Annotated in this window: 15 protein-coding genes; 9 read left to right on the top strand and 6 right to left on the bottom strand. The window is 75.7% G+C overall.

The features are described 5' to 3' along the window. Positions 1-59: 59 nt before the first annotated feature. Genes AB2L28_RS04280 through AB2L28_RS04270 form a run of 3 tightly spaced genes read left to right on the top strand, consistent with a single transcriptional unit; the run spans position 60 to position 2,781 of the window. Positions 60-800 carry a winged helix-turn-helix domain-containing protein gene (locus AB2L28_RS04280; RefSeq protein WP_370717492.1) on the top strand — a complete coding sequence of 247 codons (741 nt, stop codon included), beginning with the start codon at positions 60-62 and terminating at the stop codon, positions 798-800. After that, on the top strand, positions 797-2,149 hold the full coding sequence (locus tag AB2L28_RS04275; RefSeq protein ID WP_370717491.1) for a HAMP domain-containing sensor histidine kinase: 1,353 nt from the start codon (positions 797-799) through the stop codon (positions 2,147-2,149). Before AB2L28_RS04280 ends, AB2L28_RS04275 begins: the two co-directional genes overlap by 4 nt. Next, positions 2,146-2,781, top strand: a complete 636-nt coding sequence (locus tag AB2L28_RS04270; RefSeq protein WP_370717490.1) for a GerMN domain-containing protein — start codon at positions 2,146-2,148, stop codon at positions 2,779-2,781. Before AB2L28_RS04275 ends, AB2L28_RS04270 begins: the two co-directional genes overlap by 4 nt. A gap of 170 nt (positions 2,782-2,951) precedes the next feature. On the opposite strand, the gene larC is transcribed toward AB2L28_RS04270, so the two are convergent. The 3 genes from larC to larE are packed head-to-tail and all read right to left on the bottom strand — an operon-like array spanning position 2,952 to position 5,672. Then, entirely contained in the window at positions 2,952-4,163 is a 1,212-nt protein-coding gene (gene larC, locus AB2L28_RS04265; protein ID WP_370717489.1) for a nickel pincer cofactor biosynthesis protein LarC, read from the bottom strand. Continuing rightward, positions 4,160-4,843, bottom strand: coding sequence for a nickel pincer cofactor biosynthesis protein LarB (larB, locus tag AB2L28_RS04260; protein ID WP_370717488.1), 684 nt, complete (start codon positions 4,841-4,843; stop codon positions 4,160-4,162). Before larB ends, larC begins: the two co-directional genes overlap by 4 nt. Then, the gene (gene larE, locus AB2L28_RS04255) at positions 4,836-5,672 is read right to left on the bottom strand and encodes an ATP-dependent sacrificial sulfur transferase LarE (protein ID WP_370717487.1); all 837 of its coding nucleotides are present in this window, start codon (positions 5,670-5,672) and stop codon (positions 4,836-4,838) included. Before larE ends, larB begins: the two co-directional genes overlap by 8 nt. 85 nt (positions 5,673-5,757) lie before the next feature. Here larE and AB2L28_RS04250 point away from each other — a divergent pair, with 85 nt between their 5' ends. Beyond that, positions 5,758-6,822, top strand: a complete 1,065-nt coding sequence (locus AB2L28_RS04250; protein WP_370717486.1) for a LacI family DNA-binding transcriptional regulator — start codon at positions 5,758-5,760, stop codon at positions 6,820-6,822. On the opposite strand, the gene AB2L28_RS04245 is transcribed toward AB2L28_RS04250, so the two are convergent. Both AB2L28_RS04245 and uxaC read right to left on the bottom strand, forming a co-directional pair. Further along, on the bottom strand, positions 6,782-8,161 hold the full coding sequence (locus AB2L28_RS04245; RefSeq protein WP_370717485.1) for a mannitol dehydrogenase family protein: 1,380 nt from the start codon (positions 8,159-8,161) through the stop codon (positions 6,782-6,784). The two genes, AB2L28_RS04250 and AB2L28_RS04245, sit on opposite strands and share 41 nt — an antisense overlap. Continuing rightward, positions 8,158-9,567: a glucuronate isomerase gene (gene uxaC / locus AB2L28_RS04240; protein WP_370717484.1), complete on the bottom strand. Its 1,410-nt coding sequence runs from the start codon at positions 9,565-9,567 to the stop codon at positions 8,158-8,160. Before uxaC ends, AB2L28_RS04245 begins: the two co-directional genes overlap by 4 nt. 107 nt (positions 9,568-9,674) lie before the next feature. On the opposite strand from uxaC, the gene AB2L28_RS04235 reads away from it, so the two are divergent. The 3 genes from AB2L28_RS04235 to AB2L28_RS04225 are packed head-to-tail and all read left to right on the top strand — an operon-like array spanning position 9,675 to position 13,125. Then, positions 9,675-11,060 (top strand): lactate racemase domain-containing protein, encoded by a 1,386-nt coding sequence (locus AB2L28_RS04235; RefSeq protein WP_370717483.1) that lies wholly within the window; start codon positions 9,675-9,677, stop codon positions 11,058-11,060. 29 nt (positions 11,061-11,089) lie between these two features. Next, a complete protein-coding gene (locus AB2L28_RS04230) occupies positions 11,090-12,265 on the top strand; it encodes a Gfo/Idh/MocA family protein (protein ID WP_370717482.1) in 1,176 nt (391 codons plus the stop codon). Further along, positions 12,265-13,125: a sugar phosphate isomerase/epimerase family protein gene (locus tag AB2L28_RS04225; protein WP_370717481.1), complete on the top strand. Its 861-nt coding sequence runs from the start codon at positions 12,265-12,267 to the stop codon at positions 13,123-13,125. The genes AB2L28_RS04230 and AB2L28_RS04225 overlap by 1 nt, the downstream gene beginning before the upstream one ends. A 19-nt stretch (positions 13,126-13,144) precedes the next feature. On the opposite strand, the gene AB2L28_RS04220 is transcribed toward AB2L28_RS04225, so the two are convergent. Beyond that, a complete protein-coding gene (locus AB2L28_RS04220) occupies positions 13,145-13,573 on the bottom strand; it encodes an organic hydroperoxide resistance protein (protein ID WP_370717480.1) in 429 nt (142 codons plus the stop codon). A 51-nt stretch (positions 13,574-13,624) separates the two neighbouring features. On the opposite strand from AB2L28_RS04220, the gene AB2L28_RS04215 reads away from it, so the two are divergent. Both AB2L28_RS04215 and AB2L28_RS04210 read left to right on the top strand, forming a co-directional pair. Continuing rightward, positions 13,625-14,239, top strand: a complete 615-nt coding sequence (locus AB2L28_RS04215; protein ID WP_370717479.1) for a TetR/AcrR family transcriptional regulator — start codon at positions 13,625-13,627, stop codon at positions 14,237-14,239. A gap of 10 nt (positions 14,240-14,249) precedes the next feature. After that, a complete protein-coding gene (locus AB2L28_RS04210) occupies positions 14,250-14,933 on the top strand; it encodes an SDR family NAD(P)-dependent oxidoreductase (RefSeq protein WP_370717478.1) in 684 nt (227 codons plus the stop codon). Positions 14,934-14,962 lie beyond the last annotated feature (29 nt).

The raw sequence follows: 14,962 nt of genomic DNA, 5'->3' as shown, positions 1-14,962 counted from the left end.
TGACGAAACGGCGTCCGGTGGTCGGGTCCGCGGGACCCGGTGCCGCGGGAGCTGGCAGCATGGCGCGGGTGAGGCCGCACCTGCTCGTGCTCGACGACGACGACGGCATCAGGACGTCCCTCACGCTGGCCATGGAGGACGAGGGGTACGCGGTCAGCGGCGCCGCCAGCGCCGAGGAGGCCCTCGACCTCGTCGCCGCGGGCAGCGCCTCGGGGGGCCGGCCCGACGTCATGGTGGTCGACCTCATGCTCGGCGGCATCGACGGGTTCTCGTTCATCCGCCGGGTGCGGCCCCTGAGCGGGGCCCCCGTCATCGTGGTCTCGGCCCGCCGCGACAAGAGCGACGTGATCGCGGCCCTGGAGGCCGGCGCCGACGACTACGTGACGAAGCCCTTCGACCTGGACGAGCTCGCCGCGCGGCTGCGAGCGCTGCGCCGCCGCTTCGCCGTCCCCCCGCCCGCGCAGGACCCGGAGCGGGGAGCGGTCGTCCTCGACCCCGGCGGGGACGGGGCGCCCCGCATCGTGCTGGACGCCGCCGCCGGCCAGGTCCGGCGCGGCGCCGACCTGGTGCACCTGACGGTCACGGAGTTCCGCCTGCTGTGCGAGCTGGCCGACGCGCCCGGTCGCGTCCTGAGCCGCGCCGTCCTGCTGGACCGGGTGTGGGACCGCGGGTTCTTCGGGGACGAACGCATCGTCGACGTCCACGTGCGGCGGTTGCGGACCAAGGTCGAGCGGGACCCGTCCGCGCCGCAGCTCGTGGCGACCGTGCGGGGCCTGGGGTACCGGCTGGACCTGCGGTGACCCTGGGGCTGCGGGCGCGGGTGACCCTGATGTTCGCCACCGGGGCCACGCTGCTGGCGGTCACGGGGGCCGTGACGACGTACACGACGGCGCGCAGCTACCTCCTCAGCCAGCGCGAGCAGTCCGCCACCCGGCAGGCGTTCGCGGACGCCTCCTTCGTCCGCGACGGGCTCGGGACCTCCGGGGTCGCGGTGAGCGACGTGCTGGGCGCGGTCACGGCCCCCGCGGGGGCGGAGATCCTCGTCGACCGCGGTGGGCAGCGGTTCTCCACGACCCTGGACGTCTCGATCGACGACCTCCCGGAGGCGCTCACGTCCTCGGTGGGCAGCAGGTCGGCGGCCGTGGCCTGGACGGAGGTCGGCGGGAAGCCCGTGCTGGCCGTCGGGCTGCCCCTGCCGGCCGTGGGCGCCGACTTCTACGAGGTCTCCAGCGTCGGGGAGCTGGCCCAGACGCTCACCACCCTGCAGGTCGCGCTGGGCGCGTGCGCGTTGCTCACGGCCCTCGGCGGAGCGGGCCTGGGGTCCTGGACCTCCCGCCGCGCCCTGGCCCCGCTGCACCGCGTGGCCCGGACCGCGGCGGTCATCGCCGGCGGTGAGGTCGGGACGCGGCTGCCGACGACCGAGGACCCCGACCTGGCCACCATCGTGGGCTCCTTCAACAGCATGGTCGACGCGCTGGAGGAGCAGATCGCCCGCGAGGCGCGGTTCTCCGCCGACGTCAGCCACGAGCTGCGGTCCCCGCTGACCACCCTCGTGACCGGTGTCGACCTGCTCAAGCGCCGCCGCGAGGAGCTGCCCGACCGCTCCCGGCAGGCGCTGGACCTCGTCGGCCGCGAGCTGGACCGCTTCGCCCGCACCCTCGACGACCTGCTGGAGCTGGCCGTCCTGGAGTCGGGAGCGGGAACCCGGGAACGGACCCCCGTGGACCTGGGCGACCTGGCCGGGCAGGTGCTGCGCGAGCGCTCCTGCGCCCTGGTGCTGGACCGCCCGGAGGGGCCGGTCCCGGTCGTCGTCGACAAGCAGCAGATCAGCCGGGTGGTCGTGAACCTGCTCGACAACGCCGACCGCTACGCCGGCGGGGCGACCGGGGTGCGGGTCCTGGCCCGCGCCGGGGACGCCCTCCTCGTCGTCGACGACGCCGGCCCCGGGGTCGAGGAGGCCGACCGGGACCGGATCTTCGACCGCTTCGCGCGCGCGGGCTCGCGCGGCGCGCTGCCCGGGGCCGGGTTGGGGCTCAGCCTGGTCGCCGAGACCGCGAAGGCGCACGGCGGGGCCGTGTGGTGCAGCGTCCCGCCCGGCGGGGGTGCGCGGTTCGTGCTGCGGCTGCCGCTCGCGGGCGGGCCGTCGTGAACGGGCGGCGCCGCGCCGGAGGCGGTGTCCACGCCGGGGCCCTGCTCACGTGCCTGCTCACCGGCCTGGCCGCGTGCGGGGTGCCCTCGGACGGGCAGGTGCAGACCATCGACCCCACCCGCATCCCGTACGCGCTCGCCTCCCCGGCGCCCACGCCCACGCCCACGCCGGACCCCCCGCGCAGCACCGCCCCGGGCCCGGTCCGCGTCTACCTGCTCGACGCCGACCTGCGGTTGACCGGCCTGCCGCTCACCGAGGCGCCCGCCTCCACCTCCGAAGCGGTCGCCCTCGTCCTGCGCCGGCTGCAGCGGGGACCCACCGACGACGACCGGGCCACCGGGTTGCAGAGCGCGCTCGGGGCGGACGTCGAGCTGGACGTCTCCGACGCCACCGACGGTGTCGTGACCGTCGAGGTGCAGGGGCTGTCGGAGGACCAGAGCGCCGACCGGCTCCCGCTGGCCGTGGGGCAGGTCGTCCTCAGCCTCACCTCCGTGCCGGGGGTGACCGGGGTCCGGTTGCAGCGCGGCGGCAGCGACCGCGAGGTGCCCCTGCCGGGCGGGGCCCTGACGGACGAGGTCCTGACGGGGGCCGACTACGCCTCGCTGCTGGCCCCGCCCGAGCAGACACCGTGAGGACCCCGCGAGCTCCCCGGGAGTCGGCGCAGCCCCTCCGGCGGCACGTGCCGGCGACCCACCGCGCCGCGTCCGCCGCGACGACGACGGCACCGAACCGCCGGTGACGTGGCCGGCGGTGCCCGCCGGGACGGTGCGGCAGTACGCCCCGGCCGGTGCGCCGCTGGTGGTCAGCGTCCGAGGACGTCCCCCGGCGGGGGTCCGCCGACGACCCAGCCGGCGGCCGCCGCCGCCGCGTGCGCCGCGGTGAGGACGCCGCGCTCGGGACGGTCGAGCTCGGCGGCGACCCGGGCCACGTCCTCGAACTCCGGCATCACCTGCTGCACGACCCCGCGCGACCGCCCGACCTTCACGGCGACCCGGTGCCCCTCGACGGTCACGTCGACCCAGCCGCGGTCCAGCGTCAAGCGCGTGCAGGCGGTGCGCCGCACCCCCAGCGTCGTCGTCGTGGCGACGACCAGCTCCTCGAGGTCGTCGGAGCGCTCCGGCGGGGACAGGACCGTCAGCACGTGCGCGGGGCGGCCCTTCTTGCCGAGCACCGGGACGAGCCACGCGTCGTGCGCCCCCGCCGCCAGGACCCGCGCGAGGACCCCCGGCCACAGCCGCGGGTCGAGGTCGTCGACGGTGGCCTCCAGCTGGTGGGCCACCGGCCGGCCCGCGGCCCCCGACGGCTCACCCAGCACCACGCGGGTGACGTTCGCCCGCCCCGGTACGTCGCGCGTGCCCGCCCCCGACCCCCACGCCGACACGGTCAGCTCCGGCAGGTCCTCGTCGGCGCTCGCGAGCGCGGCCACCAGCGCCATCCCCGTCGGCGTCGTCAGCTCACCCTCCCCGCCGGCCCGCACCCGCCGGCCGCGCGAGAGCGCCACGACCGCGGGCACCGGCACCGGCACCGCCCCGTGCGCGGCGTGGACGGTGCCCGACCCCACGGCGACCGCACCGGCGCTCGCGGACGTGACGCCGAGGTCGTGCAGCGCGGCGCACACCCCGACGACGTCCGCGATCGAGTCCAGCGCACCGACCTCGTGGAAGTGGACGTCGTCGGCGGGCACGCCGTGCACGGCGCCCTCGGCCGCGGCCAGCGCCCCGAACACCGCGAGGGCGTCGCGCCGCACCGGGTCCGGCAGGTCGGCCGCCGCGAGCATCCCCCGGACCGTCGTCCACGTGCGGTGCGGGGGGTCCTCGTCGTGCAGGTCGACGTGCGCCTTCGTCGCGGCGAGCCCGGCCCGCGTGACGCGCTCGGCGCGCACGGACACGGCGTCCCCGGCGACCGCGCGGACGGCCACCCGCACCGCGGCGAGGTCCGCGCCGGCGTCCAGGAGCGCGCCGAGCAGCATGTCCCCGGCGACCCCGGCCGAGGCGTCCACCCAGACGTGGCTCACGCGTCCCCCGCGTCCCCGGCCGCGGGCGCGGCGATCTGCGCGGCGAGGTGCCCCGCCCCGTACCCGTTGTCGATGTTCACGACGCTCACCCCCGGGGCGCAGGCGTTCAGCATGGTCAGCAGCGCCGCGATCCCGCCGAACGCCGCCCCGTAGCCCACCGACGTGGGCAACCCCACGACCGGCGCGGACGTCAACCCGGCCACGACGCTCGGCAGCGCCCCGTCCATCCCCGCCGCCACGACGACGACGCGGGCGCGGCGCAGCAGGTCCACCCGCGCCAGGACCCGGTGCAGCCCGGCGACCCCGACGTCCACGACGAGCTCGCTGGCCCGACCCAGGTAGCGCGCCGTCAGGTGCGCCTCGCGCGCCACGGGCAGGTCCGAGGTCCCCGCGGCCAGCACGACGACGAGCCCCCCGGCCGGCTCCGGCGGTGCGGGCGGCCACGCCAGCAGGCCGCTGTCGACGTCGTGGGCGGCCTCCGGCAGCGCGGCGAGCACCGCGGCGGCGTGCTCGGCGCCGGCGCGCGTGAACAGGGTCGTGACGTCCGGGCGCTCGCGGACCGCGCCGGCGATGCGCCCGACCTGCTCGGGCGTCTTGCCCGCGCAGAACACCGCCTCGGGGTAGCCCCGCCGCGCCGTCCGGTCGAGGTCGAGGTCGGCGATCCCCGTCAGGTCACCCACGCCGCAGCACCTCCAGCGTGAACGCGCCGGACTGCATCCCGGCCAGGTCGAGCACGGCCCAGCGGAACCCGGCGCCCCGGACGGCCGAGCGCACCTGCTCGCGCAACGGGTCCGAGGCCACCCGCACCAGGTCGGCGGCGGGGACCTCCAGGCGGGCGATGTCCCCGTGGTGGCGCACCCGCAGGTCCCCCAGGCCCAGCGCGCGCAGCGCCGCCTCGGCCGCCTCGACCTGGGCGAGCTTGGCCGGCGTCACCTCCTGGTGGTGGGGGATGCGCGAGGCCAGGCAGGGGGCGGCGGGCTTGTCCGCGCACGGCAGCGACCAGGCGCGGGCCAGTGCGCGGACCGCCGCCTTGTCCAGCCCGGCGTCGGCGAGGGGACGCAGGACCCGGTGCTCGGCCGCGGCGCGGGACCCGGGCCGGTCCGGTCGCCGGGCGTCGTCGGCGTTCTCCCCGTAGGCGACGGCGTCGAGGTCGTGCGCGGTGACGACGTCCTCGCCGATGCGGGTGAACAGCTCGTCCTTGCAGTGGAAGCAGCGGTCCGCCCCGTTGGCGCGGTAGGCGGGGTCCTCGCCCTCGCGGGTCTCGACCTCGACCAGCGCCGCCCCCACGACCGCTGCGACGCGGTGCGCCGCAGCGCGTTCGGTGGCCGGCAGGCTGGGGGAGACGCCGAGGACCGCGACGACGCGGGCCGCGCCCAGGGTGCGGACGGCCGCGGCCAGCACGACCGCGGAGTCGACGCCGCCGGAGAAGGCGACGCCGAGCCGGCCCACCCCGGAGAAGGCTCGCGCCAGCGCGGCGGGCACGGCGGTCTCGGGCGGGGCGAGCGTCATGGGGACACCCGAGCACTCCCGGCCCGGGCGGAGCCAGTCGTTGCCAGCAGTTGGTTGCCGGCAGTCGGTTGCTAGCGTCCGGGGCGTGGCGGGCGACGGGGCCAGGGCGGCCGAGGTGACGATCTACGACGTCGCCGCCGCCGCCGGGGTGTCCGCGTCCACCGTCTCGCGGGCCCTGGCGAAACCGGGCCGGGTGAGCTGGCGGACCGCCGAGCACGTCCGGAGGGTCGCCGGTGAGCTGGGTTACCGCTCCTCCCGCATCCAGGTGCCGCTGTCGACCCGCGGGTCCGGTGTCCTCGCCCTCGTCGTGGCCGACATCGCCAACCCCGTCTTCGTCGGGGTGGTCCGGGGTGCCGAACGGGTCGCGGTCGCGCACGACCTGACCCTCGCCGTGGTGGAGACGCAGGAGTCCGAACGGGCCGAGGCGCAGGCGCTGGCCCGGCTGGAGGCCACCGTCGACGGTTTCGTGCTGGCCTCCTCCCGCCTGAGCGACCAGGAGATCCGGTCCGTCGCCAAGCGCAAACCGGTCGTCGTGCTCAACCGGTCGGTCCGGTCGGTGACCTCCGTCGTCAGCGACAACGTCCGGGCCGTGAAGAAGGCCGCTGAGCACCTCGTCGGACTGGGCCACACCTCGATCACGTACCTCGCCGGGCCGGAGGCCTCGCACGCCGACGGGACCCGGTGGCGCGGTCTGCAGGAGGCGGGGCTGGAACTGGACCTGCGGGTCGGCAGGGTGGGTCCGAACCTGCCGACGCTGCGGGGCGGGGCGGTGGCCGCCGAGGCGTGGGCGCGGCGGCCCTCGACCGCCGTGATTGCCTTCAACGACCTCATGGCCATCGGGTTCCTGCGCGCCGTCACGGCCGGGGGTCGTCGCGTCCCCGAGGACGTGAGCGTCGTCGGGTTCGACAACATCGTCGACGCGGACATCGTCCGGCCGGGGCTGACGACCATCGCCTCCCCGCTGGTCGAGATGGGGTCCGCGGGGGTGGCCCACCTCGCGGCGGGCCGCCCCCGCGAGGGCGGCACCGGCGACCCGGTGCTGCTGCCCGCGTGGCTCGTCGTGCGGGGGTCGACGGGTCCGGCCCGCACCGCCCCGCCGGGGGTCCGCCTCAGACGGGCCCGGGGCCCAGCGCCTCGAGCCGGGAGCTGACGAGGTCGACCAGCCCGCCGTCCTCCCCCAGGCCGGGGTGCAGCAGGGACAGCACGTCCCGCACGGGGTCCGGTGACGTCGCGGCCGCGACCGCACGGTCCGCGGCGGGGTCGTCGACGGGGGTGCCCTCACCGCGCAGGTGCCGGACCCAGGCGGCGACGGCCGTGGCGCACCCGCCCGGCAGCCGGCCCGCGGCCCGCTCGGCGCGCAGCGCGGGGACGGTGCGCAGCGGGAGCTTGAGCGAACCGCCGGCGGCGATCTGGGCGAGCAGGTGCCGGACGCCGGGATTGGCGTAGCGGTCCAGCAGCGCCTCCCGGTACCGGGCGAGGTCGGCGGCCGGGATCGGCAGGTGCCGGCACGCCTCGTCCCAGAACGTCTCCACCCAGGCCCGGCAGCGAGGGTCGGCGACGGCGTCGGCGATGGTGCGGTGCCCCAGGAGCGGACCGGCGTAGGCGAGCAGGGAGTGCGAGCCGTTGAGCAGCCACAGCTTGCGCTGCTCGTGGGGGGTGACGTCCTCGACGAACACCGCCCCGGCGCTCTCCCAGTCCGGGCGGCCCGCGGGGAACCGCCCGGCGACGATCCACTCCGAGAACGGTTCGGCCGGGACGGGGGACTCGTCGTGCCGGCCCGTGAGCTCGGCGACCCTCGTGACGACCTCGTCGGTCGTGGCCGGGGTGATCCGGTCGACCACGGAGGAGGCGAACTCCACCTCCGCACCGATCCACCCCGCCAGGTCCGGGTCGAGGAGCCCGGCGAAGCGCGTCACGACCGCCGCGGTCACCGCCCCGTTGTGGGCGAGGTTGTCGCAGGACAGGACGGTGACCGGCCCGGTCCCGGCGGCCCGGCGCGCGGCGAGCCCGGCCACCAGCCGCCCGGGGACGGTGGTGACGGGGGCGGTGGGGTCGGCCCGCAGCGCGGCCGCGTCGGCCCGGACCTCGGGGCGGTCCACGTCGAGCCCGCCGTCGGCCCCCAGCAGGTACGCGGCCTCGGTGACGGTGAGCGTCACGACGGCGACCTCGCTGCGGCGCAGCAGGTCCAGGAACTCGTCGTGGTCGGTGGCGGCGTACGCGCGCGACAGCGAGGCGACCACCTCCGGGTGGTCGCCGTCGGGCCCGCGGACCAGCAGCGTGTACAGCCCGTCCTGCCGCTGCAGCTTCTCGGCGGCCTCGGGCCGGCGGCCGGTGAAGGCCGCGATGCCCCACCCGTCCGCGTCGGAGGCGTGCGCGGTGTACCAGGCCTGGTGGGCGCGGTGGAAGTTCCCCAGCCCGAGGTGGACGATCCGGACGGGGGGAGCCGGGCGGTCGCGGTGCCACGACCCGGTCCGCGGGGTGCCGGTCACAGCCGGAACGCCTTCCTGGGGTTGACGGTGACGATGTCGACGATCGTCTCGGTCGCCTCGTCCTCCTCGAGCCGGCCGTCGGTGACGAGCGTGGACAGGTAGGCGGCGTCGAGGCGGCGGGCCATGTCGTGGCGGGCGGGGATCGAGCAGAACGCGCGGGTGTCGTCGATGAAACCCGACGTCTTGCCGAAACCCGCCGTCTCCGTCACGGCCGCCCGGTGCCGGGTGGTGGCCTCGGGCGCGTCGAGGAACCACCACGGTGCCCCCACCCAGACCGAGGGGTAGAAACCGGCCAGCGGGGCGATCTCGCGGGACAGGGTGGTCTCGTCGAGGGTGAAGAGGACGAGCTGGAACCCCGGGTCGGTGCCGAAGTCCTGCAGGAGGGGGCGCAGGGCGCGCGTGAAGTCACCCGGCAGCGGGACGTCGGCGCCGACGTCGGCCCCGAAGGCGCGCTGCGTCGGGCCGTGGTGGCTGCGCGCCACGCCGGGGTGCAGCGTCATCACCAGACCGTCCTGCGCGGACATCCGCGCCATCTCCCACAGCAGGTGCCGGCGCAGCGCCGTCGCCCCGGCCGGGTTCCCGGACCCCTCGCGCGCCCGGGCGAAGAGTTCCGCGGCCTCCGCGTCGGGGAGGCGCTCGGCGCGGACGTCGGCGTGGCTGTGGTCGGCCGAGACGGCGCCGTGGGCGCGGAAGTGCTCGCGCCGCCGCTGCATCGCGTCGAGGAAACCGGGCAGGTCGCCGGTGTCGACGCCGGCGACCTCGGCCAGCCGGTCGGCGTGCCCGGCCCAGCCCTCGGCGCCGACCTCCAGGTACCGGTCGGGCCGGAACGTCGGCAGGACGCGGCCGGTCCAGGTCGGGTCGGCGGCCAGGGTCGCGTGGTCGGCGAGGTCGTCGCAGGGGTCGTCGGTGGTGGCCAGGACCTCGACGCCGAACCGCTCGAACAGCGCTCGCGGGCGGAACTGCGGGGTCTGCAGGGTGGCCGCGATCCGGTCGTAGATCTCGTCGGCGGTCTCGGCGCTGGGGCGCACGGTGATCCCGAACAGGTCGGCGAACTGCACCTGCAGCCAGTACCGGACGGGGGTCCCGCGGTAGACCGGCCAGTGCTCGCACAACGTGCGGAACGCGGCGCGCGAGGCCTCCGGGGACAACGGCCCCCGGCCCACCCCGAGGTGGGCCAGGTCGACGCCGTGGGAGTGCAGGAGCCGGGTGGCGTAGTGGTCCGGCGTCAGCAGCAGCGACGTCGGGTCCGCGAACGGCACGTCGTGGGCCAGCCAGCCGGCCGGGACGTGCCCGTGGGGGGAGATGACCGGCAGGTCCGCCACCGCCGCGTGCAGGCGCCGGGCCACCGCGCGCCGCGTCGGGTCGGGGGGCAGGAGCCGGTCCGGGTCCAGCTGCAGCGGCGTCATGGCCCCACCGGACCCGAACTCCCCGCCCGGCGCCAGGAGTTGCCGTCAGTTGCCGCCGAACACCGGTGCACCTCGACTTCCCGCGCGCGGCGCAGCACAGTCGGCGCATGGCGGCACGCGAGGACGGTGCGTTCGGTGCGGATCCCGGTGATCCCGGGAGGGCGGCGTCGCTGGGGGGCCCGGCCGGACGGCTCGACCCGCAGGACGTGCGGCGGTTCGTCGTGGACCAGGTCCGCGGGGTGGACCTGGACGGCGCCCGGGTCTGCGTCGTCGTGCCGGACGCCACGCGCACCTGCCCGCTGCCGCTGCTGCTGCGCGCCGTCCACGACGGGTTCGCCGGCCGCCCGGCCCGGGTCGACGTCGTCGTCGCCCTCGGCACCCACCAGGGCATGGACGAGGAGCACCTGGCCCGCCACCTCGGGTACGAGGCGGGTGCGCTGGAGGCGACGTACCCGGGGTGGTCCGTCGTGAACCACGAGTCGTGGGAGCCTGCGACGTTCACCTCCCTCGGCACCGTCCCGGCGGCGCGCCTGGCCGAGCTCACCGGCGGGTTGCTGCCCGGGCCGGACGTCGACGTGCGCATCAACCGGCTGGTCGCCGAGGCCGACGTCGCGCTCGTCGTCGGTCCGGTGTTCCCGCACGAGGTCGTCGGGTTCTCCGGCGGCAACAAGTACTTCTTCCCCGGTGTCTCCGGCCAGGAGGTCATCGACGTCTCGCACTGGGTGGGGGCGCTCGTCACGAGCGCCGCGATGATCGGCAGCCGCGGGGTGACGCCCGTGCGGGCGCTCATCGACGAGGCGGCGTCGATGCTCCGGTGCCGTCGGCTGGCGCTGTGCCTCGTCGTCGCCTCGGGGACCGACGTGCTGCACGCCGCGGCGTTCGGGACGCCCGAGGACGCGTGGGCGGCGTGCGCGGAGGTGTCGGCGCAGACCCACGTCACCTACCTCGACCGGCCGTGGCGGCGCGTGCTGTCCGTGGTGCCCGAGAAGTACGAGGACATCTGGACGGCGGCCAAGGGGTTCTACAAGCTCGAACCGGTCGTCGCCGACGGCGGGGAACTCGTCCTGTACGCCCCGCACATCACGCAGGTCTCCGTCATGCACCCCCGCATCACGCAGATCGGGTACCACAACCGCGACTACTTCACCGGGCAGTGGGAACGGTTCCGCGACCAGCCGTGGGGCGACCTCGCGCACTCCACCCACCTGCGCGGTCAGGGCACGTGGGACCCCGAGCACGGGGAGCGCAACCGCGTGACGGTGACGCTGGCGACGGGCATCCCGCGCGAGGTCGTGGAGGCCGTGAACCTGCAGTACCTGGACCCCGCGACGATCGACGTCGACGCGTGGTCGCAGGACCCGGACACGTTCGTCGAACCCCACGCGGGGGAGGTGCTGTACCGGCTGCGGGAGGGGGCGCCCGCCGGGCCGGCGGCCACCGCACCCGGGGAGGCCGACGGGCGGGAACCCTCGCCCGAGGGCGCCGACGAGTGAGAAGACCCGAAGTTCCAGGAGAGGAAACCATGAACAGCACGGTGCGGCTCGGTGTCATCGGTCTCGGCACGCAGGGCTCGACGTACGCCCGCTTCGTCACCGACGGCCGGGTCCCGGGCATGACGCTGGGTGCCGTGGCCGACAGCGACCCGGGCAAGGCCGGACGGGTCGAGTCCGAGTTCGGCGGCGTGCCCTTCTTCACCGACCACCGCGCGATGCTCGACAGCGGCACGGTCGACGCCGTCGTCACGTGCGTCCCGCACTACCAGCACCCGCAGATGGGCGTCGACGCGATCGAGCGCGGGGTCCACGTCCTCGTCGAGAAACCGGCCGGGGTGCACTCCCTGCAGGTGAAGCGGCTCAACGCCGTCGCCGCGGCGCACCCCGACGTGACGTTCGGGGTCATGTTCAACCAGCGCACGAACCCGCTGTACCGACGGTTGAAGGAGATCGTCGAGTCCGGTGGTATCGGCCGGATCATCCGCTCGAACTGGATCATCACGACGTGGTGGCGGCCGCAGGGTTACTACGAGCAGAGCGCGTGGCGGGCCACCTGGGGCGGGGAGGGTGGCGGGGTCCTGGTCAACCAGGCACCCCACCAGCTCGACCTGTGGCAGTGGTTGTGCGGCGTCCCGCGCTCGGTGTTCGCGAAGGTGTCCTACGGGTTGCAGCGCGACATCGCCGTCGAGGACGAGGTGACGGTGCTCGCCGACTTCGGCGAGGGGTCGACCGGGGTGTTCGTCACCGCCGTCCACGACCTCGTCGGCACCGACCGCCTCGAGATCCAGGGCGACGCCGGCAAGATCGTGGTGGAGGGCAGCAAGGTCGCCACCGTCACCCGGTTCGCGAAGCCGGAGCGGGAGATCAGCGCCGGGATCGGCCCCGAGCAGGTGGCGCAGCTGTTCCGCGGTCAGCTCGACGTGTCGGAGCTGCAGACCACCGAGACCATCGAGTTCCCCTCGGCCTGGGGCGAGCAGCACGTGGCCGTGCTGGCGAACTTCGCGGCCGCCGTGCGCGGGGAGGAGGAGCTCATCGCCCCCGGTGCCGAGGGGCTGCTGGGGGTCCGGCTGGCCAACGCCGTCCACCTGTCGAGCTGGACGGGCCGGGAGGTCGGGCTCGACTTCGACGACGAGCAGTACCTCGCGCTGCTCAACGAGCGCATCGCCGACGAGGCGCTGTTCCCGCAGCGGCACGGTGACGAGTGATGGCGCGCATCGGTGTGCAGGCGATGATGCTGCGCGCGAGCGTGCAGGAGCTGGGGGTGTTCGAGACGCTGCGCCGGGTGCGGGAGATCGGGTACCGCACCGTGGAGGTCTCGCAGATCCCCATGACCGGTGAGAACGTCGGGGAACTCGCACGGGCCCGCGACGAGCTGGGCGTCGAGGTGGCGGCCCTGTCCGCGAACCTCACGCGGGGCCCCGGGGCGCCGAACGACGCGCTCGAGGGCGACCTCGAGAAGATCGTCGCGGACTGCGAGCGCCTGGGCGTGGGGATGGTCCGGATCGGCATGCTGCCCTTCGAGGCCATGACCGACCTCGACCGCGTGCTGGACTTCTGCGACCGGACGAACGACGTGGCGCTGCGGTTGCGGGAGAGGGGAATCCGGCTGTACTACCACAACCACCACATCGAGTTCACGAAGTTCGACGGCCGGTTCGTGCTGGACGTCATCGCCGAGCGCGCGCCCGAGGTGGGGTTGGAGCTCGACGTGCACTGGCTCCAGCGCGGGGGTGTGAACCCCGTCGCCGTCATCGGGCAGCACGCCGGCCGGGTCCGGATGGTCCACCTCAAGGACTACCGGATCGGGCGGCTGGACCCGTCCGGCCTCGAGGCCCTGCAGCGCGGTGACCGCGAGGGGTTCCAGCGCGCGTTCAACGACGTCGTGCAGTTCGCCGAGGTCGGCGAGGGGAACCTCGACTTCCCGGCGATCGTCCCGGCCGCGCTCGAGGCCGGGGCCGAGCACCTGCTCGTCGAGCAGGACCAGCTCTACGGGCGGACGGTGTGGGAGGCCCTGCGGACCTCCCACGACAACCTCGTGGCGATGGGGTTCGGCGACCTGTTCTGAGGTCGTCGAACCCCGTGGCTCAGTCCTCGTCGGTGACGAGGCGGACGTCCTGCGCGACGTTGCCGCGGGTGGCGCGGCTGTAGGGGCAGGCCTGGTGCGCGGCGTCGAGGAGGCCGCGCGCCACCTGCTCCTCGACACCGGGCAGCTGCGCCTCGATCGTCACGGCGAGGTCGATGCCCTGGGCGAGGCCGCCGGTCACGCCGACCGTCACTGAGACGGCGGAGTCGGTCACGTCGACCTTCTGCGCGCGGGCGAGGGCCTTGAGGGCGCTGTGGAAGCAGGCGGCGTAGCCGGCGGCGAACAGCTGCTCGGGGTTGGTGCCGGGGCCGTCGTCACCGCCCATGCCCTTCGGGATGGACAGGTTCAGGTCGACGCGGTCGTCGGAGGAGCTGACGCGTCCGTCGCGCCCGCCCCAGGCGGTGGCGGTGGCTTCGTAGAGGGTCGACACGGTGGTCCCTTCCTTTCGTGTACCAGGGTGGTGCACGAATAGGATGCACCCGTGAGCGAGGTCCCCACCACCCGGCCCGCGCGCGGCCGTCCCCGCGACCCCGGGATCGACGCGCGCGTGCTGCCCGCGGCCGTGGCCGAACTGGCCGAGAAGGGTGTCAGCGGGTTCAGCACCCGCGCGGTCGCCGCCCGGGCCGGCGTCGACCGGCGCGGTGTCCACGCCCGCTGGGCCACCTCCGAGGACCTCGTCGTCGACGCCCTCGCCACCTTGACGGCGAACCTGCGTCCCCCGCTGACGGGGACGCTGCGCGGGGACCTGGACGACCTCGTGCCGGACGTCGCCCGGGCGCTGTCGGGGCAGCGGCGCCGCGTCCTGCAGCGCTGCCTGGACGAGGTCGGCGACGCCCCGGCGATCACCGAGCGGTTCCGCCGCGACCACGTGGACCGCTGCACCGCGGTCCTCGAGGACGCCTTCCACCGCGCCGCCGGCCGCGGGGAACTCGTCGCGGCCACCACCCCGGCGCGGGCCACGGAGGTCCTCATGGGCTCGCTGCTGCTGCGCGCCCTCACCGTCGGGGACGACGCCGTGCGCGGGGACGCCCTGGACGGTGTCGTGGACCACGTCGTCGCCCTCGTCTCGACGAGCGCGCCGGGCGCGCGGTCGTAGGGTCGCGGTCGTGGACCTCGGACTGGACTCCCGCGTCGTGCTCGTCGCCGGCGGGCGCGGCTACATCGGACGCTCCGTCGTGCGGCGCCTGCGCGAGGAGGGCGCGACGGTCGTCGTCGCCTCCCGGGACCCTGGGGACGACGGGGTGCCCGTGGACCTCACCGACACCGCGTCGGCGCAGGCCGCCGTCGAGCGCGTGCTCACCGACCACGGGCGCCTCGACGGGCTCGTCGTGAGCGCCGCCCCGGCCGCCGGGACGCTCGACCCCGCCCGCAACTCCGACCCGGACCAGGTCGCGAGCGCGTTCGACGCGAAGTCCCTGGGGTTCCTGCGGCTCGCGAACGCCGCGGCCCCGGCCATGCGGTCGGCCGGGTACGGGCGCATCGTCGGGATCAGCGGCCAGAACGCCTACCTCACCGGGAACACCACGGGCGCCGTGCGCAACGCGGCCCTCCTCGTCGCCGCCAAGAACCTCGCCGACGAGCTCGCCGGCAGCGGCGTCACCGTGAACACCGTGAACCCCGGGCCGGTCGTCGACGACCCCTCGCCGCAGGTGCGCGCCGGGGCGCCGGGGGAGTCCTCGCCCGACCAGGTCGCGGCGCTCGTGACGTTCCTCGTCTCACCCCTGGCCGCTGCGGTCAGCGGGGAGGCCATCGCGACGGGGCACCGGGTGCGCGGGGTCGTCACCTTCTGACCGACCGTCCTCCCGACGAACGGGGGATG

Origin of the sequence: Kineococcus mangrovi, from assembly GCF_041320705.1 — a bacterium.
GTDB lineage: Bacteria > Actinomycetota > Actinomycetes > Actinomycetales > Kineococcaceae > Kineococcus > Kineococcus mangrovi.
Note: the sequence above shows the minus strand (reverse complement) of the source record. Positions and strands in the feature narration are given on the sequence as shown.

Coding starts and splice junctions, on each gene's coding strand:
- AB2L28_RS04280 (WP_370717492.1), top strand. CDS start 60: ATGGCGCGGGTGAGGCCGCACCTGCTCGTGCTCGACGACGACGACGGC.
- larE (WP_370717487.1), bottom strand. CDS start 5,672: ATGACGCTCGCCCCGCCCGAGACCGCCGTGCCCGCCGCGCTGGCGCGA.
- uxaC (WP_370717484.1), bottom strand. CDS start 9,567: ATGACGCCGCTGCAGCTGGACCCGGACCGGCTCCTGCCCCCCGACCCG.
- AB2L28_RS04235 (WP_370717483.1), top strand. CDS start 9,675: ATGGCGGCACGCGAGGACGGTGCGTTCGGTGCGGATCCCGGTGATCCC.
- AB2L28_RS04230 (WP_370717482.1), top strand. CDS start 11,090: ATGAACAGCACGGTGCGGCTCGGTGTCATCGGTCTCGGCACGCAGGGC.
- AB2L28_RS04225 (WP_370717481.1), top strand. CDS start 12,265: ATGGCGCGCATCGGTGTGCAGGCGATGATGCTGCGCGCGAGCGTGCAG.